The sequence below is a fragment of the Enterococcus sp. DIV1537a genome (genome assembly GCF_051712085.1).
Lineage (GTDB): Bacteria > Bacillota > Bacilli > Lactobacillales > Enterococcaceae > Enterococcus > Enterococcus faecalis.
Genome location: NZ_JBIOOE010000001.1, coordinates 1,145,923 through 1,170,830, shown reverse-complemented (window position 1 = coordinate 1,170,830; position 24,908 = coordinate 1,145,923). Strand labels below are relative to the sequence as shown.

Genomic DNA, 24,908 nt, shown 5'->3' with positions numbered 1-24,908 from the left:
TAGACAATAATTTTGTCTGCTCCGGTGTTTCTGTTAAAGACGAATTAGTTTTTTGAACGCCATTTGATATTGTGGGCTGTATTTCTTGAAGAAGTGACTTTAACACCACTTTTGATGTTGCCTTTTTTACGAGGAATTAAGTCAACTTTGACATCATACTTACCATCGCGTGCTAAATCGTAAACATTTTCAACCATTTCTGTAATTTTTTCTTTAAAGTTCATTCTTATCAACTCCAGACTATTCTTTCTTTATACTTTAGCATATTCTTATATAAATGAAAACTTTTCTAGCCTGTACATGAGGAAAATCTTACCTCATTTTTGTTATATAATTATACAAAAAAAGAACATCTCTCTACCAGAAATGTTCTGAAAACTGGGGTAGCTGGATTCGAACCAACGCATGACGGAGTCAAAGTCCGTTGCCTTACCGCTTGGCTATACCCCAAAAAGAAAATGGAGGAAAGTGGATTCGAACCACTGAACCCTAAGGAACGGATTTACAGTCCGTCGCGTTTAGCCACTTCGCTATTCCTCCAAAAAGTCATTGTCGCTGTAACGACCTGACTTAGTTATAATACAATCTTTTCCAGAAAAAAGCAACCCTTTTTTAAAAAAAATTGTTATTTATTTTTTATTCACTTAAATTCCATTGACGAATAATTGTTTCAAAGGCTTCGTCCAGATTTTTTGCTGTACCTTCTTGCTTGCCATCAATTTCAATGATGAATTTTTTATCATTTTGCGGAATGACACGACCGATTTCTTTTTTACCAATAAATAATTTGTTCATTAAAACATTTGCTCCATTGTATTGGGCTTTTTCTTCTTCAACACGTACTTCAATATCTTTATTCTTTTTTGACATCTCTATCCCTCCAAGAACTCTATGTTATCAGAATCTTTGAAACAAAACAAGCACCCGCTATTTCTCTGTCAGATTGTTTGTTTATCGTTTCAATGCAGCATTAAGGAGTAACGAAATGCGATTCGCTACTCCTTAAAGGCTGATTTCTATTCTTTTTCTGAACCTTCTGTTGCATGATAGTTCACGCTATTTGAGGTACCTTTTTTAGAAAAGTTTTCAATTAGCTCTTTCACGTCGAGGCCCGTTGTTTCTTTTAGTGTTTCTTGTGTACCAGCCAACAAGTTTGTTGCATAATTGGTAATACGGTTGGCGCCAGAATTTTCGCCACCTGCGCCTGTATCTACCACTGAAATCTTGTCAATGTTGCCCAATGGTTGTGCTGCTTCTTTCATTAATTGTGGTAACATTTCCATCACCATACTTAACACAGCTGCTTCACCATATTCTTTAAAGGCATCAGCAATCTTTTGTTTGGCTTCGGCTTCCGCTGCACCACGAGCTAAAATAGCTTCGGCTTGCGCTTGACCTGTTAAACGCGTTTTGTTGGCTTCCGCTTCGGCTAATGCTTCAACTTTGAAACGTTCTGCTTCGGCTTCTGCCACTTCGCGTGCTTTTTGAGCAAGAGCTTCTTGTTCGCGTGCATAACGATCTGCATCGGCTTTTTTCTTCACTTCTGAATCGTATTGTTTTTCACGACGCGTAATTTCTTTTTCTTCTAACTCAATTTGTTTTTGACGTTCAACGACTTTGACTTCCATTTCTTGTTCCACCACGTGTTGTTGTGCACGCGCGCTTTCCAAGTTATAGGCTTGGTCTGCTTTGGCTTTGGCAATGTCTTGTTCTTGTTTGTATAACGCTAATTTCAATTCTTTTTCTTTTGAAGCTTCTGCAATTTCTGTTTGACGTTGCAATTCCGCTTGTTGTGATTCTTTTTCTGCTTCCGCTTTTTTGATGCGAGTTTCTTTCAAAGCTTCTGCTTCAGCAATATCTGCATCACGTTTAACTTGAGCGATTCTTGGTTTCCCTAATGAATCCAAGTATCCATTTTTATCACGAACTTCTTTAATTGTGAACGACACAATAACTAAGCCCATTTTAGCTAAGTCAACACTGGCAACTTCTTGTACACTTTGGCTAAATTTATCACGATTTTGGTAAATTTCTTCCACTGTCATTGAACCTAAAATCGAACGTAAATGTCCTTCTAATACTTCACGTGCTTCATTTTCTAATTCTTCCGTTGTTTTTCCTAAAAATTGTTCCGCTGCTGTCGCAATTTCTTCAACCGACGAACCAATTTTAATGATTGATGTTCCATCACACATTACAGGAACCCCTTGTTCTGTATACACTTCTGGTGTAGAAACATCTAATTTACTTGAAAGCAAACTAATTCGATTTGAACGTTGGAACACTGGTAAGACAAACGCACCACCGCCACGAACGATTTTAATTTTGTTGCCACCTTCGTCTACATGAACATTTTTAGAGCCTAGATAGCTCCCGCTGATAATTAACGCTTCATCAGGTTTGGCGGTCTGATATTTAGAAACAAACACAATTAATAACATTAATAATACTAAAACTGCAATAATAATCGGTAACAAAATTCCCATTTTCTTCTCTCCTACTCTATATTTTTAGACTGCCTTCGTAAGGAATGACATAACAAACCCGTTCTTTCAATTCAATAATCAATACCTCACTACCTCTTGGCGCAGCCACTTCTTGTGGCACATAAAATGCTGCTGGTCGACTTAACGAACCTGTGACACTCTTCAATTGAATCTCGCCCATTCCCCGGACAGGAATTGGGGTAATCACAGTAGCAACACGACCCTCCATGTCTTTTTCCGAAATAGAAATTGTGGCCTCTGAATTTTTCAAAGGGACCAACACATAAAAATTTAGGAAGAAAACAATAATGGTTGAAAGAATACCACTGACAATTAAAATAAGCCAACTATTCACCGCTGTTAATTCTTCCCCAAGGTACCCAAACAGCGAGGTAAAAGCAATCCATGGAATAATCAGCATTGGGTCAACCGGTCCATCAAAATTAAAAACATCCCCAAAAATAATTAGTAAAAAAGCGAGGACCGCGCTCCCCACTAATGCATAAAAATAAACCGTTTCCAATGGTAGACCTTCTAACACTTTTCCCACACTCCTTTCTGTGCTATAACCTAGTAATAGTGTACCAATTTTTAAATAAAAAGAGTAGTAATTTCCAAATAAATCTCAAAAGATACATCTTAAGACCTATTTTTTCTTAATAAAAGAAGCAACAATAAACGAGCAGCCCTAGAATTATCGAACTTCTACGGACTCCTCGTTTTTTAAAATGTGCTATTCATTTGATTTTAACGCTTCAATCATATTGATTTTCTTCAATTTCCGATGCATAATGACCATCACAAACAACGTGAAACACATGGTGATGACTGCGGAATATAGATAACTTGGCCAATGAATAATTGGCGAAAACATAATTAAATCAACTTCAACGGTTGCTAAAATATACTGATGCAAAATTTTCCCAAAGAAGCAGCCAACAATAATACCAATGAACGTTAAAATAATGTTTTCACGGTAAACATAGGTGGTGACTTCACGATCGTAAAACCCTAAAACCTTAATCGTGGAAAGTTCTCGAATCCGTTCAGAAACATTAATGTTGGTTAAATTATATAACACAATTAACGCTAAAGAACCAGAAACAGCAATTAGTACCCAAATGACAATATCAAGGCTTTTCAGCATATCATCAAACGAACCTTTCATCGCAGTTAAAAACGTAATGTTCAACACTTTCGGCTGTTTTGTCAACGCCTCTCCGATTGAGGTTTCTTGTTTTGAGGATAACTTTTTGTCAAAAAGTAGGAATTCTGTATTATACTCCGGCTTCTGTTTCATCATCGTCTGGTAGAGTTTCGGCGTCATATAGACAAAATGACCCGTGTAGTTTTCTGCAATCGCGGCAATTTTCACGTGATAGGTTTGATTATCACTATTTTCTAAATTTAATTGATCTCCTACTTTATAGCCAAATAATTTAGCTAATTTTTCATTAATGATTACACCGTCATCGTTGAGGGAATATTTTTCTCCAGTGACTCGATCATTAAATAACTGAAAATCAGCCATTTTCGAAGGATCTTGTGGCACATAAAGAGTAATATTTTGAGTTGGTGCGCCTTTGCCCTTCGTTTTAAAGATTTCTGAATATAACGGAATTGTTTTATTCAAACCATCCAGTTTGCGCAACGTTTCTTGATACTCTTTTGTCTCTTCAGCTGTTGTTTGCTCTTTAAAAGTCACGACTGCTTGGTAATGCCAGATTTTATTAAATTGAATTGTAGCGACATCCACAATTGAATCGCGTAAACCAAAACCAACAATTAACAGCCCCATACAACCAGCTATTCCGATAACGGTCATCAGCATCCGTCGTTTATAGCGGAACAGATTTCTAGCGGTCACTTTTTGAATAAAGCTCATGCGTTGCCATAAAGGGCGGATTCGTTCTAGTAAAATCCGTTGGCCTGCTTTCGGCGCTTTGGGTCTTAGCAAGGTAGCTGGGGTACTTAATAAATCGATTCTTAATGTCACTAAGGCCGCTCCCACAGTACAAGCTAAGGCTACAATGATGCCCCATAAACTGTAATTTAAGTACCACGGTGTAACTAAATCAGGAATATTGTACATTTGACCGTAGGCATCAAAAATTATTTTAGGGAATAGATAATAGCCAACTGCCAATCCTAATAATGCACCTGTTAGGCTAGCAACCGTTGCATAGGTAATAAAAATCGAAGCAATTTCACGATTACGATAACCTAAAGCTTTCAAACTACCAATTTCCATTCTTTTTTCTTCCACCATACGTGTCATGGTAGTTAAGCTGACTAATGCCGCAATTAGGAAAAAGAACAACGGGAACAGCGTGGCTAAAGAAGAAATCCGATCAGCATTATCTTGATATTCAGAAAATCCTGGATTGTCTTCCCTGGTAAAATAATAATACGTCGGGGCTTTCAAATTGGCTAGCTCTGTTTCTTTTTCAGCCAACAGTTGTTCCTGTTTAGCCAATTCGTCTTTTTGCTTTTCAAGTATCTCAGCTGGAATTCCTGGTTGTTGCTCCAACTGCGCAAGCGCTTGTTTTCCCGTTTCCAGCGCTTGCCGACCTTGGTTAATGTCCGGCTGAGACGAATCACGTAGGGCGGCAACCTGTTCTTCTGGCCGATTTTTCAGTGCCTCTTTTACCTGATTTAAGGCCTGCTCTCTTTTCTTTTCATAATCAGAGGAATACGTATTTTGATGTTTTAATGAACGAAATGAGATTAGCAATTCTGGATACCGTTGACTGTCAAAGGCTTTTTCCGAAACCACGCCAAAAAAGTTTAACGTTCCAGACCCGACCGTTGTGGTTCCCCTGGATGTATTATCAATATATTCTGGTGAATTGATAAATCCAACAACAGTAAAATGAGTTTGTTTCAGCCCTTTTTCTTTAATCGCTGCATCGTTTAAAGTGATTTTATCACCCATTTTATAGTCATATCTAGTTTTCGCTAATGTATCTAATGCAATTTCATTTGTTTGTTTAGGTAACCGACCGTCAACTACTTGATAGTTAACCGATCCTGCTTGATTTTTTCGATAGCCAAACAATTTTACTGCATTATTTTGCGGCCCAATCGTGGCATCTATTGTATACCGCGGCACAACTGTTTCGACATCTTTTAAAGACTGTAGAGTTGTTAAATCTTTCTTTTCCAGTCCCATTGTAGAAATTATTCGCGCATCTGGAAGCTGCTCTTTCTGGTAATAATTATTCGCGGTTTTAATCATATCTGGTCCAGTAGCTTTCAAACCAACAAAAACCATTACACCAAGGAAAATAATCCCCATAATCGATAAAAATCGTGTAGTAGATTGTCTAATTTCACGTAAGCTTGTTTTAATTAGCGCTGTTTTCTTCATTTTAGGCACCTACCATTCAATTTCAGCAACCAATTTAGGCTGATCATTCACAGTCATTTCGCGAACTTTCGCATCATTAATTCGAATTACCCGATCGGCCATTTCTGCAATGGCTGAATTGTGGGTAATAATTAAGACGGTCGTTCCAGTTTCACGAGCAGTATTTTGCAAAATAGTTAAAATTTGTTTCCCTGTTTCATAATCCAGTGCTCCTGTCGGTTCATCACATAAAAGTAACTTGGGCTTTTTAGCAATCGCACGGGCGATGGTTACTCGTTGTTGTTCACCACCAGAAAGTTGCGCTGGAAAATTATCTAAACGTTCCCCTAAACCCACCGATTGTAAAACATTGGTCGAATCCAACGCATCCGCAACGATTTGCGAAGCCAATTCGACATTTTCTTTTGCCGTTAAATTTGGGACTAAATTGTAAAATTGGAAAACAAACCCGACATCATTTCGTCGATAAGTGGTTAATTGTTTCTCTGAAAACTGAGCGATATCTGTGCCATCAATAATAATTTCCCCTTCATCACAGCTGTCCATTCCACCAAGAATATTTAAAACAGTTGATTTTCCAGCACCGCTGGGGCCTAAAATAACCGCTACTTCTCCTTTTTCCACTTCAAAAGAAATGCCGTCATTCGCAGTAATAGTTGTCTCTCCCATTTGGTAACGCTTGTATTCATTTTTGACTTCAATATAGGCCATCCACTATCCCTTCCCTTCTACATTAAAATAGTAACATATCTGAGAAAACAAGTCTTTCAAAGAAAAGCCTTTTTTGATTTTTTAGCAAATTTACGTATAATAGAAAAGATGGTCCACTTAAATTTGGACTATTGCAAGTATAAAATTAGAGGAGCACGTTATGGCAAACAGAAAGAAGAAACCACCATTTAATTCAACCATCATGCTGATTGGCGCATTAATCATTTTAATTTTAGGCGCGGTTGGCGTTAAAGTTCCTGATGCTTTACAAGATTTATTTAATGTTCAACCACAAACAACCACCCCCTCAAGCACACCAGCACCAAAAGGAGATAATCCCGGACCAATTGAAAATGGTAAAGCCACATTTTCAGCAGAGGAATTAAAGGATAACTCAAACGGCTGGATTACTTATCATTCTCTAGATCGTCTAAAACGAGCGACAGGCGCTGATGCGCTATTAAAACCCGCAATGGTCAATACAGGAACTTCCGCTAATAAAGATATTCGACCAGCTGGTTTCATTTCAGGAAAAGCTAATCATTCGCGTGGCCACCTAATCGGCCGTCAAATGGGAGGCAGTGGTGATGATCCACGTAACTTAACCACCTTGTATCAGAATCCTGTCAACACTCCTTATATGACGAAATATGAAAATCAGATTCGGGCAGCTCTTGATCGCGGCGAAACCGTTCGCTATCGCGTGACACCTGTATATAACGGAAACGATTTGTTGGCTGAAAAAATCATCTTAGAAGCCAAAAGCCTTAAAACAAATTCACCCATTGATTTTTCAGTAACTATTTTAAACAAACAATAAGGAGGAACTTTCATTGGATTTTGAACAGCTAAAAGAAACATTACCCGATGCAAAACCACAAACATTTTTGCAAGCAATCCTCTCTCAACCTCAAGAAGAGGATGCTGAATTAACTTTCAGTGAAGAAATTGATGAACAGTTTGTCGAAAATTGTAAATTTTTAGCCTCTCCGGAAACCATTTCTGAAACAGATGTGGAACATTGGCGCAAACAAGAATTTTTAGTTGTCGCCCAAAGTTTAGATGGAGATTATCTAGCAGGTACTCTAGAGCAAACCTTTGTGATTCCCAGCTCCCTTTACAAAGAGGATATTGAGCAATTTGACAAGCAATTAATCGATTTTTTTATTGCCTACGAGAACAAAGAAATCACTTCTGCGATTTTACCAAAAGAATTATAAAAAAAGCTTGCGGATAAATTTCCGCAAGCTTTTTCTTGTGTCTTATGCTCGATAACGTTCTACGCCATCTAAATAAGTGGCTGCTAATTCCATGGTTGGTTCTAATACGATAAAGTCAGCATCGCGACCATTTGCAATCATGCCACATTGATCATCAATTTTACAGCTGATCGCAGGAACTAATGAAGCCATCATAATTGCTTGTGCAGGTGTTGCAATACCCCAATCAACTACATTTTTAATTGCTTCTTTAAGTTTTAAAATACTTCCTGCTAAGTTCCCAGTATCCAAACGAGCCGTTCCTTCTGCTACCACAACAGGAAATTCACCTAAATTGTAGTTGCCATCTGGCATACCGCCAGCCATCATGCAGTCTGTAATTAACGCAACGTGATCATGGCCCGCTTTTTCCATCAATACTTCAGCCGCTTGCGGATGTACATGGTGTCCATCACAAATTAATTCAGAGAAAACGTGTTGTAACGTTAACAATGCACCAACCATCCCTGGTTCACGGTGATTTAAGCCACGCATCCCATTATATGCATGAACAAAAACGCTAGCGCCTGCTTCAACTGCCACATCAGCTTCTTCTAAGGTCGCATTACTATGGCCTAAAGCAACAACGACACCTTCATCTGTAACGGTTTCAACAAATTCTTTCACACCATTACGTTCTGGTGCCAACGCAATTTTCTTAATAATTCCGCCTGAAGCTTCTTGCCATTCGTGGAATGTATCAAGGTCTGGATCTCCAAAATAACTTGGATTTTGTGCGCCTTTATGTTCTTCAGTAAAGAAAGGTCCTTCAAAGTAAATCCCTTGAATTTTTGCACCAGGTACTTCTTGGTAGACTTGACCAATCGTACGTGCAACGTCTGTTAAACGTTCTTTGCTTGACGTTAACGTTGTTGGTAAAAATGAAGTTACACCACAAGATAATAAGCCTTCAGACATCACTTTAATGCCTTCTGCATCGTTATCCATTACGTCATGATTCATGTAACCATGAATATGAGTATCGACTAAACCTGGGGCAATCCATTTGCCTTCCTCACGAATAATTTTTACGTCCCCTTGCGGTTCATCTTTTGTATAATTACCAAAGATACCATCCGTGATTTCTAAATAACCAGGTCCTTTAACATCGCTTTTTAAAAAGAACTTGTCTGCAAAGATAAATGTTTTCATCTTCATCCTTCTTTCTTTATTTTACTTACTTCAAAAGTACTCTTAATCAGTACAAAAGTCAAGAAATGGTGTAGACCTTTTAAGTAATTCTGAGGATTTTTTAAAGATTGCCACTTTCCACATTTTTCATTTGTTGTGCTAAGTTCAGATAACGTTCTGCTTCTTCATGTTTATTCTTTCTCATTAAAACTAAATATTTTAGATTTAATAATTCACTTAAATAATAATAACTATTTTTTTTGCGGGCCCAAGTAATTCCTTGATCCACATAAATTTCGGCATCTTTTTCTGTATAATTTTTGAATAAGAAATCAGCATAATTAAAAAATATTTTCGTTAATTCTGCATTACTGCGTTCATTTGGCAATTGATTAAAATAATGAATACTCAAACTTAAAAATCGTTCTGCTTCTACTCGATTGCCCATGTAACCATAAGTAGCACCTAGACAACTAATTAATTGAATCTCTAAATCAGAAACATTTAACTTATCGGCTTTATAGGTGAAAGATAACCCTTTACGCAAGCTAGCAATAGCTTTTTCATAATCATTTAGAACAAACAATTCACAACTACCTAAATAATAATAATATTTTTGCCAGTCCGTATCTAAATACAATTGTTCTTCAATACGATTTTCCTTTAAATAATTTAATAATAATTGATATTTTTTATGGCGAAAATATTCAGCCATTTTTTCAAATGAATACGTAACAACGTGCACATCACCAGATTTATAACGCATAATCTGGTCAACAGTCACACCTAAACGATCACAAAGTTGTTGCATTACGAGAACGTTTGGCAACTCTTCATTGTTTTCAATGCGACTTAAAACACTTTGCGAACAGATGTCTTCTGATAACATTTTCTGTGTCAATTTTCTATTTTTTCTAATTTCTTTAATAACTGCACCTAAAGAATTCATCACAATAGCTCCTATTTATATCGGCCATTTTCCTTGCAAAATGGGGATTTTGTCAAAATATGCGAATTCGCATTATGCTTTTATTGTACTTTATTGCATAATATACTGCAAGAACATTATCTAAGGTTTTCTTAGAAAATAAATAGGTTCATTTTTATTAAAAAGGAGTGTTATTGTATGGCCGAAGAGAAAAAGGTTCACTTCATTTGGGAAAAAACAAATTATTCAGGCTTTGTGGAGAAGGAGTATGAAAATTCTTATCTCATCGTAGTAGCAAATCCTAGTCCTGATATGGAAGAAAAATATACCAACCGAATGATTATTAGTAAAAAAGCATGTGAAACCGCAGAATAGTATTGTTGATAAAACAAGAACTACCAAAAAATAGCTTCGTTAGAGGCTATTTTTTGGTAGTTCTTTTATTTTTGTTTGTAGGTACTTAAAAATTCACGCATTTTATCTGCTGTAGTTTTTAAGTCTTCCATCTTCGGTAAATAAACAATACGGAAGTGATCTGGTTGTTGCCAGTTGAACCCACCACCATGGACTAATAAAATATGATGTTTGTGTAAGAAATCTAAAACAAATTTTTCATCATCATAAATGTCAAATTTGGCCGTATCAATTTTCGGGAAAATATAGAAAGCTGCTTTAGGCTTCACGGCTGATAAACCAGGAATGTCATTTATCGCATTGTAAATAAATTCTCGTTGTTCGTAAATTCTGCCACCTGGTAAAAGTAAATCATCGACACTTTGATAGCCGCCTAATGCGGTTTGAATGATTTGTTGTGACAACACATTCGAGCATAACCGCATGGAAGCAAGCATGTTTAGCCCTTCGATATACCCTTTTACTCGTGATTTATCTCCACTTAACACCATCCAACCGCATCGAAAGCCTGCCACTCGATGTGATTTTGACAAACCATTCAATGTTACGACAAATAAATCAGGTGCTAATGTAGCAATCGGTACATGAACCAAACCGTCCATGACCAAGCGATCATAAATTTCATCGGAGTAAATAATTAAATCATTTTGACGTGCCACTTCGACAATTTCTAGTAATAACTCTTTCGGATATAAAGCACCAGTCGGATTATTTGGATTTATAATAACGATTGCTTTTGTATTCGAAGTTATTTTTGATTTTATATCATCAATGTCTGGATACCATTCTGCTTGCTCATCACAAATATAATGAACGGGTGTACCGCCTGCCAAAGAAACAGACGCAGTCCATAAAGGATAGTCTGGCATTGGCACAAGTACTTCATCGCCGTTATTTAACAAGCCTTGCATACACATGGTAATTAATTCACTCACGCCATTACCAGTGTAAATATCATTAATCGTTACATTAGGAAATTTTTTTAATTGGCAATATTGTTCAATCGCTTTTCTTGCAGAAAAAATACCTTTTGAATCGGAATAACCTTCTGAATCGCGAACATTCACAATCATGTCGCGCACAATTTCATTTGGAGCATCAAAACCAAATGGCGCTGGATTCCCTGTATTTAATTTCAAAATACGTATGCCCTCTTCTTGCATGCGTTCTGCTTCTTCTAAAACAGGACCACGGACATCGTAACTTACGTTATTTAATTTATCGGATTTTTTAAAATTTCTCACACGGACTCCCTCGCTTCACAAATTTATACTCTAAAGTTACGCCAACTATAATGAAAAAGCAATAATAAATATCAGAATTTAATAAAAAATTGATGGTTTTTCCGTAATAACAAGCAAGGCAACTGTCTGCAGACAGTTGCCTTGCTTGTTATACTAGTTGATGCAGATGATGGGACTCGAACCCACACGGACATCTGTCCACATGACCCTCAATCATGCTTGTCTGCCAATTCCAACACATCTGCATTTTAAGAGCACTTATTTATCCTAAAATAATTACTGGTCTTTGTCAAGATAACAAAGACCAGAATTGTTAGATTTGTTCTTTTTTCGCTTGCCAGGACAAACGCCCATGACATTTTCCGCAGACATATCGTGTCGTATCAATTCGTCGTTTTCTGAGGATGACTTCTCCACAAGACTGACATTGGTACTGATGGAAAACTGCTTTTTTCCGTTCTACTAGAGGCGGTGCATAACGGGCAGCGCCAGTCTTAGCCAATAACTCTTTAAAGTCCTTATCTTTATGCTGATAGCCTTTGCCAGCTAAATGTAAATGATAGTGACATAACTCATGCTTAATGACTTTTTCCAGTTCCTCTTGTCCATACTTTAAAAAGACAGTTGGATTAAAATCCAGGTGATGCGAAGCTAAATGATAGCGACCGCCCGTAGTTTTTAACCGCCGATTAAATGTAGCTTGATGCAGAAAAGGTTTCTGAAAAAATACGATTGAAATTTTTTCCACTAGCGTTTGAAGCGCTTGATCTGTCATCAAGACTGGTTGAGACTCTTTCATTGTTACTCTTTTCTATCAGCCCGAGGCAACATAGTTAAACTAATACGCCCCTTTTTCAAGTCAACATCTTCTACCCAAACTGTGACTACATCCCCCACCGCAACAACATCCGTTGGGTGCTTAACAAATTTAGTACTTAACTTAGAAATGTGGACTAAGCCATCTTGCTTCACACCAATATCGACAAACGCGCCAAAGTCAATTACGTTTCGAACAGTCCCTTGCATTTCCATTCCTGGTTTCAAATCTTCCATTGTCAACACGTCTTTACGTAAAAGTGGCGCGGACATCTCATCGCGCATATCACGACCTGGTTGGATTAAACTAGCAATAATATCTGTGAGTGTTTCTGAACCAACTTCTAACTCAGTAGCTAATTGATTCACTGGTAACTGTTTCAATTTTTCGATAGCTTCTGCTGTCCCTAATTCTTTAGAAGCAATCTCTGCTTTTTCTAAAATTGCTTGTGCTACTGGATAACTTTCTGGGTGAATGCCAGTGTTATCTAACACATTTTTGCCATTAGGAATTCGTAAAAAGCCAATTGCTTGTTCAAATGCTTTTGGTCCTAAACGAGGTACTTTTTTGACTTGATTTCGTGCTGTAAAGACACCATTTTCATCACGATAAGTAACTAAGTTTTGCGCCGTTGTTTTATTTAAGCCAGAAATATGTTGTAAAAGTTGAGCACTCGCTGTATTCACATCGACACCAACTTGGTTTACTGCAGTTTCCACAACAAAATCCAATTGCTCGGCAAGACGTTTTTGCGATACGTCATGCTGATATTGACCAACCCCGACTGCTTTGGGATCAATTTTTACTAATTCTGCCAACGGATCTTGCAAACGACGTGCAATGCTGACCGCACTTCGTTCTTCGACTTGTAAATCAGGAAACTCTTTACGAGCCACTTCACTCGCAGAGTAAACGGAAGCCCCTGCTTCATTAACAATCACGTAAAAGACGTCCCGTTTCACCGCTTTTAATTGCTCTGCCACAAACAATTCAGATTCACGACTTGCCGTTCCGTTTCCAATAGCTACCATGTCCACTTGATAGTCTTCAATGATCTTTTTAAAGGCTGGACCAGCGGCTTCACGTTTCGCAGCAGTCGCTGGTTTATGTGGATAAATCACTTGAATTGCTAAAACTTTACCAGTTTCATCGACAACTGCTAATTTACAGCCTGTCCGATAAGCCGGGTCAAATCCTAGAACAACTTTTCCTTTAAGTGGTGACTGTAATAATAAATTACGTAAATTTTCACCGAAAATTGCAATCGCTTGTTCATCAGCTTTTTCTGTTAATTCATTGCGGATCTCCCGTTCAATCGCTGGTCCAATAAATCGTTTATAGCTATCTAAATAAGCAGCCTCAATGTATGGAGCAGCAAAACTTGTTGCTTGTTTGCCGATTAGTTGACGTTGGAAATAATCATTAATTTTTGTTTCATCAGCGACAAGGGAAACCTTTAAAATGTCTTCTTTTTCACCACGATTCGTTGCTAAGACACGGTGCGGCACCATTTTGCTAACTGGTTCTGCAAAATCGTAATACATTTCATAGGTCCGCTTTTCGTCTTTTTCTTCATCCTTAACTACGCTAACGTATTGCGCATGTTTAACCATATAATCACGTAACCATGTTCGGTATTTTGGTTCATCGCTAATACGTTCTGCTAAAATTTCATGAGCACCTTGCAAGGCTATCTCGGCGGTTGCAACTTCTTTTTCTTCATTAATAAAAGTAGCCGCTTTGGCTAAGATATCCGCGTTTTCAGGTAAAGAGAGCAACCAATCTGCTAATGGTTCCAACCCTTTTTCTTTCGCGATAGTCGCTTTGGTCCGACGTTTTTGTTTATATGGTCGATACAAATCTTCCACTTGTTGCATTTTTACTGCTTTTTGAATATCTGTTTTGAGTTCTTTTGTTAGTTTTCCTTGCTCTTCAATTAATCGGAGAACTTCTTCTTTCCGCTTTTTCAAGTTTTGTAAATAATGATAACGTTCTTCTATTTCACGGATTTGGACTTCATCTAAACTTCCAGTCATTTCTTTCCGGTAACGGGCAATAAAAGGAACTGTATTTCCTTCATTTAATAAAGTTAAAACCGTTGTTATTTGTTTTGAACGATACGTTGTCAATTCTTTTTGAAGTAGCGCTACTACTTCTTCGTTATAAGCTTCTGCCATTAACTAGATACCTCTTTTCTTATGCATACTTATCTATTTTAGCATATTTTTGCTTCTAAATATAGAAGTGAGGTAACTGATTCGTGCGATTAAGGAATCAAAATTCTGGTTGCCACGCAGGGGTGCGTTTTTGATATTCGATATCTTGGACAATGCCTTTTTCATTAAAAATCACACCATGCACAGAGCCGCCAAAAATAGCACCACCATCTATCCCAATTTTTCCATCACTTTGCCAAAGGTCCGTGGTCTGCATATCACCATGTAACATCGGAGTAATGGTATGCCCAAAAACAATGGTCTTGCCTGTATTATTTTTCCCTTGATGAAAGGGTTCGCGAATCCACAAAAAATCCTTAGGTGCCGTTTGCCGCCAATCTTCCATCGTTAAATCAACCCCAGCATGCACAAATAAGTAATGCTGCCATTCAAAATAAAGTGGTCGTTTTGTTAAAAAATCAATTAACTCTGGATAGCGACTACGGATCATTAAGGCCATTTCTGTTGGTGAGTATTCTGCAGTAGCTCCTGGATGCAAGAGACTTTCAATTGTTTCCTTGCCACCATTGCGAACATATCCTGCAAACCAGTCCTCTGGATTTTGAAGAAACTGCAAAAAATATTCTTCATGATTGCCTCGTAAATAAACAGCGCCGTGTTGCTCGACAAGTTCTTTTCCTTTGAGAAAACAGGCTTTAGAATGCGGACCACGGTCGTTTAAATCACCAATTAAAACTAGCTGATGCTCGACTGGGTCATAGTCTGTGAGTAAGGCATCAAACAAATCTGCTTGTCCATGAATATCACTGATTACATAAACATATGGTTTCATAAATAAGCCCTCCTAACTTGCTTATATTAAGTATACGCTAAATTTTAAAATATTCTCGTAAAATGTTTGGAAATAAGAAACGAAAATAGGACATAAGTCAAAACGACTTATGTCCCACTCTCTAAATCTTAAAATAATCAGTTGAACAAAAGCAGTACCTGCAATTACTCGTTGCAATTTAGCCTTCGAGAGTGATGAACACTTGGAGCTAACTGCTTTTGTCTCTGACTCGTTTGGTTTATTTTTTCTTCTTACCGCCAAACGCATCTTTCATTTTATCAAAGAAGCCTTCTTCTTGTTGTTCAGTTACATTTTGTCCGCCAGCTTTTGCAAAAGCTCGTAGGGCATCCTTTTGTTCTTCATTAAGATTTTTTGGTGTTATTAATTTCACTTTCACGTGTTGATCACCATTGCCCCCACCACGTAAACGTGGCGCACCTTTGCCTCTTAAGCGGAAGTTTGTGCCAGTTTGTGTTCCAGCCGGAATTTTTAATTTCACGTCACCATGAACAGTTGGGACAGTTACTTCGTCCCCTAGAGCCGCTTGGACGAAACTTACTGGTAAATCGTAGTAGATTTCTGCGCCATCTCGATCGAAAATATCACTATCTTCAACACGAAAGACTACATATAAATCACCATAAGGTCCACCATTGGTACCCGCTTCTCCTTGGTTAGCTAAGCGCATTTGTTGACCGTCTTCTACTCCAGCAGGCACATTTACTTTGACAGTATGTGCTTTTTTCTCATGACCTGTGCCATGACAAGTTGGACATGGTTCTTTAATTTCTTTCCCTGTGCCATGACACACATCACAAGTTTGACGACTCATCATACGACCTAATGGCGTTTGACGTTCAACATTGATTGTTCCAGAGCCATGACATTTATGACAAGTTTCTGGGTGTGTGCCTGGTTTGGCGCCATTACCGCCACAGGTTGCACAAGTATCTTCTCGATTGTACTTAATCTCTTTTTCGACACCGAAAATAGCTTCTTCAAATTTCAATTGAATTGTATATTGTAAATCGGCGCCTTGTCTTGGTGCATTTGGATCAACAGAACGGCCACCGCCGCCGCCAAAGAATGAATCGAAAATATCTTCGAATCCACCAAAACCACTACTGCTAAATCCGCCGCCACCGAAACCGCCAAAGCCACCAGCGCCGCCACCGTAATTAGGATCAGTTCCTGCATGGCCATATTGGTCATAGGCCGCTTTTTTCTGTGGATCACTTAATACTTCATACGCTTCAGAAACTTCTTTAAATTTTTCTTCCGCATCGGCTTCTTTGTTAATATCTGGATGGTACTTTTTGGAAAGTTTGCGGTATGCTTTTTTAATTTCATCATCTGAAGCACCTTTTGCTAATCCTAGCACTTCATAATAATCTCGTTTCGTCGCCATTGACTTCCCTCCAACTTTCTTCAAACTTTACAATGTGTTTAGAACCAGCCAAATTCATCGATTGCTTTCGGTCTCTCTGGTTGGATTATCTGTCACACCTTGAATCAGTGTTACTAGCTGTGAATAGGTATTTTCAGCTTGTTTAACATCGTTGTAATCATACCACAGTTCTTTCAAAACCTAAATAGTTTCTTGCTAACTTGATTGTGGTTGATTTTCTCACAAAAGACAAGGGACTGGGACATTAGTCATTGTACTAATGATCCAGTCCCTAAAATCAATTGTTATTGATTATTTGTCATCACCATTTACTTCTTCAAAATCAGCATCAACAACATCATCAGCGCCACCTTGGGCAGCTTCAGGATTTTCTTGTGCTTGTTGTTGCGCAGCTTGTTCGTAAAGTTTTACTGTTAAGTTTTGGACGATTTCATTTAATGAATCACGTTTTGCTTTCATTTGTTCGATATCGTTTGCTTCGATGGCTGCTTTTAATTCATCACGCGCATCTTCTGCTTTTTTCACTTCTTCAGCATCTACTTTGCCTTCTAATTCTTTCAATGTTTTATCAACAGTGAATAATAAAGCATCTGCATCGTTACGTAAGTCAACTTCTTCTTTACGTTGTTTATCTGCTTCAGCGTTTGCTTCAGCATCTTTCACCATACGTTCGATTTCATCATCAGATAAACCTGAAGAAGATTTAATCGTGATTGTTTGTTCTTTTTGAGTGCCTAAGTCTTTCGCACGAACATTTACAATCCCATTTTTATCAATGTCAAAGCTTACTTCAATTTGTGGCACACCACGAGGAGCCGCAGGAATATCTGTTAATTGGAAACGCCCTAATGTTTTATTATCAGCAGCCATTGGACGTTCACCTTGTAAAACGTGAATATCAACAGCTGGTTGATTGTCAGCAGCAGTTGAGAAAACTTGTGATTTACTTGTTGGAATCGTAGTGTTACGATCAATTAATTTTGTAAATACGCCACCCATTGTTTCAATACCTAATGACAACGGTGTTACGTCTAATAAGACAACGTCTTTAACATCACCAGTGATTACGCCACCTTGGATAGCAGCACCCATTGCTACTACTTCGTCAGGGTTAACTGATTTGTTTGGTTCTTTGTTTGTTTCTTTGCGAACAGCTTCAACTACAGCTGGAATACGTGTTGAACCACCAACTAGGATAACTTCGTCGATTTCAGAAGGATTTAATCCAGCATCTTTTAAGGCTTGACGTACTGGTACTTTTGTACGTTCAACTAAATCACTTGTTAATTCATCAAATTTTGCACGAGTTAAGTTCATTTCTAAGTGCAATGGTCCTGCTTCGCCAGCAGTAATAAATGGCAAGCTGATTTGTGTGCTTGTTACACCTGATAAGTCTTTTTTCGCTTTTTCAGCAGCATCTTTCAAACGTTGTAATGCCATTTTATCGTTAGCTAAGTCAATGCCATTTTCTTTTTTAAATTCTGCAACCATGTAGTCAATGATCTTATTATCAAAGTCATCCCCACCTAGGTTGTTATCACCGGCTGTTGATAATACATCGAAAACGCCATCGCCTAATTCAAGGATTGACACGTCGAATGTACCACCACCAAGGTCAAAGACAAGAATTTTTTCATCTTTGTCTGTTTTATCTAAGCCATAAGCTAAAGCTGCTGCTGTTGGTTCGTTAACGATCCGTTCTACTTCTAAACCAGCAATTTTACCAGCATCTTTTGTTGCTTGACGTTGCGCATCGTTGAAATATGCAGGAACTGTAATAACTGCTTTTTCAACTTTTTCACCTAAATAGTCTTCAGCAAAACCTTTTAAATATTGTAAGATCATTGCAGAAACTTCTTGTGGTGTATATGATTTTCCTTCAACATCAACTTTGTAGCCAGCTTCGCCCATGTGACGTTTAATAGATGAAATCGTGTTAGGATTTGTAACAGCTTGACGTTTTGCTACTTCGCCCACTTGAATTTCACCGTTTTTGAATGAAACGACCGAAGGAGTTGTGCGGTTACCTTCTGGGTTTGCAATAATTTTCGCTTCGCCGCCTTCTAGTACTGCGACAGCTGAGTTTGTTGTTCCTAAGTCAATACCAATAATTTTACTCATAGTGAATATCTCCAATCTGTATTAGTTTTCTATAATAATAATATATTTTTAATTAACGTTTGTTATTGTGCAACAATGACCATTGATGGTCGTAACACACGATCTTGTAATTTGTACCCTTTTTGTAGAACTTCAACAATGGTATCTGCTGGGGTTTCTTCAGAAGCAGGGACTGTTTGAACGGCTTGATGTAAATTTGGATCAAAGGTTTCACCCATTGCTGGGATTTCTTCAATTCCTTCTTCTTTTAAAGCCACAGTAATACTTTCTAGCACCATCGAAATACCTTTTTTCAAGCTTTCGCCTTGTTCATCTGATACTTCAATAGCCATTGCTCGTTCTAAATTATCAATGGATGGTAAAATCTTTTTACCTAAATCTTGTGAGCGGTAACGAACTAATAATTCTCGTTCGTTTTTATTTCGATTGCTCATATTAGCAATTTCGGCTCTTGCCCGCAAGAACTTGTCTTCCATTTCGGAAAGCTCTGCTTTAAGATTTTCAATCTCTGTTGCTTCAACTTCTACTTCAGAAACGCCAGCAGCATCAACAGCTTCCATTTCTTCTTGTAATTCTTCTTGCTTCTCTTCTTTTTTACTCACTTCAGCAACTTCCTTTCTCTTTATGCATCTACTTCTTATCCTAACAAGGTTTGCTTAATTACCTAAAAAACGGTAATAGTCACCTAGTTGTGAAGCTAGCTCATGTCGAAACGTGTCTACCAAACCGAATATTTTTGAATACGGCATACTGGTTGGTCCTAGCAGGGCAATTGTTCCTTTGCCATGTCCTGATACTTCATACGTAGCAGTGATCATGCTCATATCTTCTAAGAGATTGTTGCCAATTTCTGAGCCGATACGAAAAACAATTGGATTTTCTGTTGTTGCAGAACCATTTAATAAATGCGTCAGCTCATCAGAATTTTGCATAAAGGAATAGACAGATTTCAATTGTTCAATATCTTGTTTGATGCCAAAATCTAACAAATTCATGCGACCACCGACAAAGACTTTTTCTTCAAAGGCATGTCCTAACATCTCATCGAATAAGTTCATCATTCCTTCTGGCGTTTGGAAATAGCGATGTAAAATCATCGGAATCTCCGTCCGCAAACGATGATAAACGGTCAACAAAGGTTGTCCAACCAACTTATCATTGATGATTTGTGTCATTTTTTCAAGATCTTGGCTAGAAACAGCGGCAGGAATGGCAAATACTTGGTTTTCAACATTGCCTTTATCTGTCACTATAATAGCAAGGACTTGCCGATCATTCAAAGGAACCATTCGAAAGCCGGTTAATTTCCGTTCTTTCACTTCAGGTCCTAATGAAAAAGCAGTATAACTTGTCAATTCTGATAGAATTTCAGCTGATTGTCGAATAATATCATTAATCTCATGAAATTCTTTTCCAAAAGATTGACGAATCCTTCTAAGTTCGTTCTCTTCTACTTGTGTTGGTTGTAAAAGATGATCCACGTAGTAACGATATCCAGCCATTGAGGGGATTCGCCCTGAAGAAGAATGGGTCTTAGCTAATAAGCCGTATTCCTCTAATGCTTTCATATCATTACGAATTGTGGCAGAACTAGAGGCAATGCCATCCTCCATCAATTTCTTAGAACCGACAGGTAAGCCCGTGTTCGTGTAATTTTGGATGATAAGTCTCAAGATATTTTGTTGTCTTTCTGTAATCATCGTTATTACCACCCTTCATTAGCACTCTTAACATCTAAGTGCTAACTACATATACTAATATAACAAGTCCTTACCTTTTTGTCAAGGGAAATACGCAACTTTTTAGCACTCTTCACACAAGAGTGCTAATCGCTGCAAACCACCTTCAAAAACCATCAATACCAACTTTTGTAATAAAAAAATCATCGAAATGCTTTGTCACACTTCGATGATTTTTTTATTTTTTTACTCTTTTTCACTTAACAAAAATGCTTCAAAAACATTATTCCCCACAAATAGTCCTTTTTTCGTTAAACGTAAGATATCTGCTTCTTCAATTAATAATTCTTCTTTGATTAAGCGTTGAATGACCTCTCCATAAATTGCTTCAATTGGTTCATGAAATTTTTGTTGGAATTTTTGTTTAGAAATACCTACTTTTTTACGTAAGCCTAAAAATAGCTCCTCTTCTATTTGATTTAGACGAGTTAATTCTTCAGTCTCCACAATTGGCAATTGATTTTCTCGCAAGGGTTTCAAATAATGTTGGATTGGACCGTGATTTTTGTAACGAGTTTGCCCAAGATAGCCGCTGGCACCTGCGCCAAATCCATAGTAGTGGTCATTATTCCAATAAGCTAGATTATGCTGGCTTTCTTTTCCTGTTAAAGCAAAATTACTGACTTCATATTGATGCCGTCCTTTTTTCTCCATTGCTTCAATCGTTTCGTCAAACATCTGTGCTTCGATTTCTTCTTCAGGCAGCTGTAACCGTCCTTGGCGAACCCAGTTCATGAACATTGTTTTATTTTCAAGAATTAATGAATAAAGCGAATAGTGCGGCAAGTCCAATGCTAAGGCTCTTGTCAAAGTATCGCGAAAACTTTCCAATGTTTGTCCAGGTAAAGCATAGATTAAGTCAATACTGACATTGGTAAAATTTTCTTTCTCTAAAAATTTCATTGTTTCATAAACATCTGCGGCGGTGTGCTTGCGGCCGATTTTTTTGAGCAAGCGATCATCAAATGTCTGAACGCCCATCGAAAGACGATTGACGCCATAGTTTTTCATGACTTGTAATTTTTCTTGGGTTAAATCACCAGGGTTTGCTTCCACCGTAAATTCATTTCGGTCATCAAACGTTAGCTGTTCGCGAACCCCTTTTAGTAGCACATCTAACTGTTTCGCTGATAATGAAGTTGGCGTGCCTCCGCCAATATAGATGGTTTTCATTTCTTGTTCTGGATACAATGCTTGCGTAAGTTGAATTTCTTTTAATAAACTCTGAATATATTCATCAACTGGTTGTCCTTCTAAAAAGACCTTATTAAAATCGCAATAATAACAAATATGCTCACAAAATGGAATATGAATATAGGCCGACCGATCGAACATCGGCGTTGAAGTTGAAAGTTGGTTTGTTTTGGTCATTAGCTCGTTTTATCTCCTTATTACCAAAAAGCTCGTTCTTTTTGGAAAGTCTCTACTAGCCATACTAACTGTAAATGACAAATAAATCCATAAAAAAATTCGCACAGTCACTTAAAACAACCACGAGGAGCTGTCATAAAAACCGACACCTCCTCAACCTTGAAAGAAAAGTAAAAAAATTTTTCTATATATAATAGTACAAATCAGTTACAGTAATTGACCGTAACGTTTGACGTATAAAACTTTAATGAACGCAACCAGTGCCAAATAAGCAACAATTGTCGGGATTAAATACAAGAAATAGCTTGGTGATAAACCGACAAATCCTAGTTCTGCACCGAAAGCGGTAAAGGGTAAAACAGTTCCTAGAACAATCCCTGCTGTAGTGACTAACGTCATAATTCCAGAAGCACTACTTTGAAGGAAAGGCATCTTTTCTGTTCGTAGGAAATGCAAGACGAGCATTTGGGACCATAAGGACTCAATGAACCACCCTGCATGGAAAATACCAATAAAGAGCAATTGATCTGCTCCATTTAATTCAAAGAATGAGCCACCTAGGATAGCCGGACACACAATGAAATACATAAATAAATAGGTAACAATATCAAAAATAGAACTCGTTGGGCCAAACCAACGCATAAAATTGCCAATTGATTTTGGTTCCCATTTTTTTGGTTTTTCTACGTATTCTTCATCTACTTTGTCCCAAGGAACTGACATGCACGAAGTATCGTAAATTAGATTTAATAATAGCGATTGAATCGGAGCAATCGGTAAAAATGGTAAAAAGATACTTGCTGGGATCACGGAAAAAACATTGCCAAAATTAGAACTTGCTGTTAATTTGACGTACTTCATCGTGTTCGTAAACACGCGCCGTCCAGATAAAATTCCTTTTTCCAAAACCATTAAATCTTTTCTCAATAAAATTACATCCGCCGATTCTTTCGCTACATCGACAGCTGTATCAACAGAGATTCCCACATCAGCAGCGCGCATTGCTCCAGCATCATTTATTCCATCACCTAAAAAGCCAACAGTTTGACCATTTTCAGTTAATGCATTTACAATGCGAACTTTTTGGTCGGGCGTAATTTTGGCGAAAATATTATACGCTTGAACGGTTTTTCTTAATTCTTCTTGGTTTAATTGTTGAAGTTCATTTCCTGTAATAATTTTTTCGCCAGCCAGACCAACTTCTTTACAAACAGAATGCGTCACATATTGATTGTCCCCCGTTAATACTTTCACAGCTACATTATGTTGATGCAAGGCGTGAATAGCTGCCGCTGCTGTTTCTTTTGGCGGATCCAAGAAGGCAAGATAACCTTGCAAAATCAACTCTGATTCATCTTTAGTTGTATACTCCCATTCAGCCGCTTCGACTTTTTTATCGGCAATTGCTAGAACGCGCAAACCATCTCGATTTAAAGCTTCAACGTCTTTGGTAATTTTTTGACGTAGCGTCTCTGTTAAGGGCACAATTTCGCCATTTAAAAGTACCTGTGTGCAGACCAAGAGCATTTCTTCAACCGCACCTTTGGTAATTAAGCGTGTTTCTCGCGTTTTAAACTCTTTGATAATCACGCTCATTCGACGTCGATTGAAATCGAAAGGAATTTCATCTACTTTATAAAAATCATCTGATTGTATATCACTTTCTTGCGTCGCCGCTTGAATAACGGCGTTATCCATTAAATTACGCAAACCTGTTTGAAAATAACTGTTTAGAAATGCTAAATCCAAGACTTTTTGATCTTCTTGGCACCCAATATTATAGTGGTATTCTAAAATTACTTTATCTTGTGTTAAGGTACCTGTTTTATCCGTACAAAGTACATCCATCCCGCCAAAATTTTGAATGGCATTGACATTTTTCATAATCGTGCCTTCTTTAGCCATTTCTCGAGAACCTTTGACTAAATTGGTTGTTACAATCATGGGTAACATTTCTGGTGTCAAGCCGACAGCTGTGGCAATCGCGAACATTAATGCTTCCACCCAATCGCCTTTTGTTAACCCATTAATTAGAAAAACAGTTGGCGTAATGACCAACATAAAGCGAATCAGCACCCACGTTGTTTTATTAATTCCTGTTTCAAAACTCGTCTGCTGCTGCTCTTCTCCGTTATCAGAAGCCATCCGTCCGAATAAAGTTTGATTGCCAACTTTAATGACAATGCCCAAACCAGTGCCACTAATTACATTTGTTCCTAAAAACAAAAGATTGTCGTATTCTGTATCAATTTGATCACTATCTTTTTGATGAGTCGCGTGTTTTTCAATGGGAAAACTCTCTCCAGTCAAGGATGATTGGGAAACAAATAAGTCCTTAGATTGGATTAAACGTAAATCGGCTGGAATCATATCGCCAGCGGATAGTTGGACTAAGTCGCCACACACAACTTCCTCAATAGGAATTTCCATTTGCTTCTTGTCGCGAATGACTGTCGCTGTAACTTTAATCATATTTTGTAATTTTTCAACTGCATTGCTTGATTTGACTGATTGGACAAAACTCATCGTGCCACTTAAGATGACCATCGCTAACATGATTAACACGCCAGTAACATCTTTTTCCTCTGGCGCAGCATAGACATATTCTGTAAAAAATGAAATCGTGGCTAGTGCTAATAACACCAAAGTAAACGGCGTGATATACGATTTTATAAAAAGTCGCAGCCGTGAAGCTTTTTTTTCATTCATAATTTTATTGCGGCCATAACGTTCTTGTAATTCTTCAATATCTTGGTGTTTAATGCCATCCCAAGTTGAGCCGAAACGTTGTAAAACTTTTTCTACTTCTGAATGGGCAAACTTTTTGTAACTATAGTCATGGCCCAAGTGACGCATTTTCTTTTCCATTTTCTTTCACCTCATTTATCTGTTGTTGACTT

At 37.8% G+C, this 24,908-nt stretch carries 22 protein-coding genes and 3 tRNA genes; 3 read left to right on the top strand and 22 right to left on the bottom strand.

Annotation, left to right across the window (positions count from 1 at the left end; genetic code table 11):
- Nucleotides 1-44 precede the first annotated feature (44 nt).
- The 8 genes from IGJ41_RS05930 to IGJ41_RS05895 all read right to left on the bottom strand — a co-directional run bounded on the left by IGJ41_RS05930 (nt 45) and on the right by IGJ41_RS05895 (nt 6,567).
- Nucleotides 45-224: a hypothetical protein gene (locus IGJ41_RS05930; RefSeq protein WP_002357804.1), complete on the bottom strand. Its 180-nt coding sequence runs from the start codon at nt 222-224 to the stop codon at nt 45-47.
- Nucleotides 225-378: 154 nt separating this feature from the next.
- Nucleotides 379-450, bottom strand: a tRNA-Gln gene (locus IGJ41_RS05925).
- Between the two features lie 9 nt (nt 451-459).
- A tRNA-Tyr gene (locus IGJ41_RS05920) sits at nt 460-540 on the bottom strand.
- Between the two features lie 96 nt (nt 541-636).
- Nucleotides 637-870, bottom strand: a complete 234-nt coding sequence (locus IGJ41_RS05915; RefSeq protein WP_002357806.1) for a DUF2969 domain-containing protein — start codon at nt 868-870, stop codon at nt 637-639.
- Nucleotides 871-1,016: 146 nt separating this feature from the next.
- Complete coding sequence (locus IGJ41_RS05910; protein ID WP_002357808.1) at nt 1,017-2,486, bottom strand: flotillin family protein; 1,470 nt, start codon at nt 2,484-2,486, stop codon at nt 1,017-1,019.
- A gap of 16 nt (nt 2,487-2,502) precedes the next feature.
- On the bottom strand, nt 2,503-3,036 hold the full coding sequence (locus IGJ41_RS05905; protein ID WP_002357809.1) for a hypothetical protein: 534 nt from the start codon (nt 3,034-3,036) through the stop codon (nt 2,503-2,505).
- A 183-nt stretch (nt 3,037-3,219) separates the two neighbouring features.
- Nucleotides 3,220-5,856: an FtsX-like permease family protein gene (locus tag IGJ41_RS05900; protein WP_153854277.1), complete on the bottom strand. Its 2,637-nt coding sequence runs from the start codon at nt 5,854-5,856 to the stop codon at nt 3,220-3,222.
- 9 nt (nt 5,857-5,865) lie between these two features.
- Nucleotides 5,866-6,567, bottom strand: a complete 702-nt coding sequence (locus tag IGJ41_RS05895) for an ABC transporter ATP-binding protein (protein ID WP_002363831.1) — start codon at nt 6,565-6,567, stop codon at nt 5,866-5,868.
- Between the two features lie 160 nt (nt 6,568-6,727).
- On the opposite strand from IGJ41_RS05895, the gene IGJ41_RS05890 reads away from it, so the two are divergent.
- Nucleotides 6,728-7,387, top strand: coding sequence for a DNA/RNA non-specific endonuclease (locus IGJ41_RS05890; RefSeq protein ID WP_002357812.1), 660 nt, complete (start codon nt 6,728-6,730; stop codon nt 7,385-7,387).
- A 13-nt stretch (nt 7,388-7,400) separates the two neighbouring features.
- Nucleotides 7,401-7,787: a hypothetical protein gene (locus IGJ41_RS05885; protein ID WP_002360464.1), complete on the top strand. Its 387-nt coding sequence runs from the start codon at nt 7,401-7,403 to the stop codon at nt 7,785-7,787.
- A 42-nt stretch (nt 7,788-7,829) separates the two neighbouring features.
- Here IGJ41_RS05885 and nagA read toward each other — a convergent pair whose 3' ends face one another.
- Nucleotides 7,830-8,978 (bottom strand): N-acetylglucosamine-6-phosphate deacetylase, encoded by a 1,149-nt coding sequence (nagA, locus tag IGJ41_RS05880; protein WP_002357814.1) that lies wholly within the window; start codon nt 8,976-8,978, stop codon nt 7,830-7,832.
- 100 nt (nt 8,979-9,078) lie between these two features.
- Nucleotides 9,079-9,906 (bottom strand): helix-turn-helix domain-containing protein, encoded by an 828-nt coding sequence (locus tag IGJ41_RS05875; RefSeq protein WP_002381942.1) that lies wholly within the window; start codon nt 9,904-9,906, stop codon nt 9,079-9,081.
- 177 nt (nt 9,907-10,083) lie between these two features.
- Here IGJ41_RS05875 and IGJ41_RS05870 point away from each other — a divergent pair, with 177 nt between their 5' ends.
- The gene (locus tag IGJ41_RS05870) at nt 10,084-10,260 is read left to right on the top strand and encodes a hypothetical protein (protein WP_002357816.1); all 177 of its coding nucleotides are present in this window, start codon (nt 10,084-10,086) and stop codon (nt 10,258-10,260) included.
- A gap of 65 nt (nt 10,261-10,325) precedes the next feature.
- On the opposite strand, the gene IGJ41_RS05865 is transcribed toward IGJ41_RS05870, so the two are convergent.
- The 12 genes from IGJ41_RS05865 to mgtA form a co-directional block, all read right to left on the bottom strand.
- On the bottom strand, nt 10,326-11,543 hold the full coding sequence (locus IGJ41_RS05865; protein ID WP_002357817.1) for a pyridoxal phosphate-dependent aminotransferase: 1,218 nt from the start codon (nt 11,541-11,543) through the stop codon (nt 10,326-10,328).
- 161 nt (nt 11,544-11,704) lie between these two features.
- Nucleotides 11,705-11,788 (bottom strand) — tRNA-Leu (locus tag IGJ41_RS05860).
- 68 nt (nt 11,789-11,856) lie between these two features.
- Complete coding sequence (locus tag IGJ41_RS05855) at nt 11,857-12,318, bottom strand: SprT family protein (protein WP_153854280.1); 462 nt, start codon at nt 12,316-12,318, stop codon at nt 11,857-11,859.
- Nucleotides 12,319-12,344: 26 nt separating this feature from the next.
- Complete coding sequence (locus tag IGJ41_RS05850; protein WP_002360465.1) at nt 12,345-14,537, bottom strand: Tex family protein; 2,193 nt, start codon at nt 14,535-14,537, stop codon at nt 12,345-12,347.
- A 97-nt stretch (nt 14,538-14,634) separates the two neighbouring features.
- Nucleotides 14,635-15,369 carry a metallophosphoesterase family protein gene (locus tag IGJ41_RS05845; protein WP_002377683.1) on the bottom strand — a complete coding sequence of 245 codons (735 nt, stop codon included), beginning with the start codon at nt 15,367-15,369 and terminating at the stop codon, nt 14,635-14,637.
- A 238-nt stretch (nt 15,370-15,607) separates the two neighbouring features.
- Nucleotides 15,608-16,777 carry a molecular chaperone DnaJ gene (gene dnaJ, locus IGJ41_RS05840; RefSeq protein WP_002357822.1) on the bottom strand — a complete coding sequence of 390 codons (1,170 nt, stop codon included), beginning with the start codon at nt 16,775-16,777 and terminating at the stop codon, nt 15,608-15,610.
- A gap of 54 nt (nt 16,778-16,831) precedes the next feature.
- Complete coding sequence (locus IGJ41_RS05835) at nt 16,832-16,954, bottom strand: hypothetical protein (RefSeq protein ID WP_002357824.1); 123 nt, start codon at nt 16,952-16,954, stop codon at nt 16,832-16,834.
- Between the two features lie 114 nt (nt 16,955-17,068).
- A complete protein-coding gene (gene dnaK, locus IGJ41_RS05830; protein ID WP_002357825.1) occupies nt 17,069-18,898 on the bottom strand; it encodes a molecular chaperone DnaK in 1,830 nt (609 codons plus the stop codon).
- 62 nt (nt 18,899-18,960) lie between these two features.
- Nucleotides 18,961-19,500, bottom strand: coding sequence for a nucleotide exchange factor GrpE (grpE, locus tag IGJ41_RS05825; RefSeq protein ID WP_002357827.1), 540 nt, complete (start codon nt 19,498-19,500; stop codon nt 18,961-18,963).
- Nucleotides 19,501-19,554: 54 nt separating this feature from the next.
- Nucleotides 19,555-20,598, bottom strand: coding sequence for a heat-inducible transcriptional repressor HrcA (hrcA, locus tag IGJ41_RS05820; RefSeq protein WP_002357828.1), 1,044 nt, complete (start codon nt 20,596-20,598; stop codon nt 19,555-19,557).
- A gap of 225 nt (nt 20,599-20,823) precedes the next feature.
- The gene (gene hemW, locus IGJ41_RS05815) at nt 20,824-21,972 is read right to left on the bottom strand and encodes a radical SAM family heme chaperone HemW (protein ID WP_002357829.1); all 1,149 of its coding nucleotides are present in this window, start codon (nt 21,970-21,972) and stop codon (nt 20,824-20,826) included.
- A 243-nt stretch (nt 21,973-22,215) separates the two neighbouring features.
- The gene (mgtA, locus tag IGJ41_RS05810; RefSeq protein WP_002363817.1) at nt 22,216-24,876 is read right to left on the bottom strand and encodes a magnesium-translocating P-type ATPase; all 2,661 of its coding nucleotides are present in this window, start codon (nt 24,874-24,876) and stop codon (nt 22,216-22,218) included.
- Nucleotides 24,877-24,908: the final 32 nt, after the last annotated feature.

Excerpts from the sequence above, each read along its gene's own strand:
- IGJ41_RS05930 (WP_002357804.1), bottom strand. The coding sequence starts at position 224 with ATGAACTTTAAAGAAAAAATTACAGAAATGGTTGAAAATGTTTACGAT.
- IGJ41_RS05915 (WP_002357806.1), bottom strand. The coding sequence starts at position 870 with ATGTCAAAAAAGAATAAAGATATTGAAGTACGTGTTGAAGAAGAAAAA.
- IGJ41_RS05910 (WP_002357808.1), bottom strand. The coding sequence starts at position 2,486 with ATGGGAATTTTGTTACCGATTATTATTGCAGTTTTAGTATTATTAATG.
- IGJ41_RS05900 (WP_153854277.1), bottom strand. The coding sequence starts at position 5,856 with ATGAAGAAAACAGCGCTAATTAAAACAAGCTTACGTGAAATTAGACAA.
- IGJ41_RS05895 (WP_002363831.1), bottom strand. The coding sequence starts at position 6,567 with ATGGCCTATATTGAAGTCAAAAATGAATACAAGCGTTACCAAATGGGA.
- IGJ41_RS05890 (WP_002357812.1), top strand. The coding sequence starts at position 6,728 with ATGGCAAACAGAAAGAAGAAACCACCATTTAATTCAACCATCATGCTG.
- nagA (WP_002357814.1), bottom strand. The coding sequence starts at position 8,978 with ATGAAAACATTTATCTTTGCAGACAAGTTCTTTTTAAAAAGCGATGTT.
- IGJ41_RS05875 (WP_002381942.1), bottom strand. The coding sequence starts at position 9,906 with ATGAATTCTTTAGGTGCAGTTATTAAAGAAATTAGAAAAAATAGAAAA.
- IGJ41_RS05870 (WP_002357816.1), top strand. The coding sequence starts at position 10,084 with ATGGCCGAAGAGAAAAAGGTTCACTTCATTTGGGAAAAAACAAATTAT.
- IGJ41_RS05855 (WP_153854280.1), bottom strand. The coding sequence starts at position 12,318 with ATGACAGATCAAGCGCTTCAAACGCTAGTGGAAAAAATTTCAATCGTA.
- IGJ41_RS05850 (WP_002360465.1), bottom strand. The coding sequence starts at position 14,537 with ATGGCAGAAGCTTATAACGAAGAAGTAGTAGCGCTACTTCAAAAAGAA.
- IGJ41_RS05845 (WP_002377683.1), bottom strand. The coding sequence starts at position 15,369 with ATGAAACCATATGTTTATGTAATCAGTGATATTCATGGACAAGCAGAT.
- dnaJ (WP_002357822.1), bottom strand. The coding sequence starts at position 16,777 with ATGGCGACGAAACGAGATTATTATGAAGTGCTAGGATTAGCAAAAGGT.
- dnaK (WP_002357825.1), bottom strand. The coding sequence starts at position 18,898 with ATGAGTAAAATTATTGGTATTGACTTAGGAACAACAAACTCAGCTGTC.
- hrcA (WP_002357828.1), bottom strand. The coding sequence starts at position 20,598 with ATGATTACAGAAAGACAACAAAATATCTTGAGACTTATCATCCAAAAT.
- hemW (WP_002357829.1), bottom strand. The coding sequence starts at position 21,972 with ATGTTCGATCGGTCGGCCTATATTCATATTCCATTTTGTGAGCATATT.
- mgtA (WP_002363817.1), bottom strand. The coding sequence starts at position 24,876 with ATGGAAAAGAAAATGCGTCACTTGGGCCATGACTATAGTTACAAAAAG.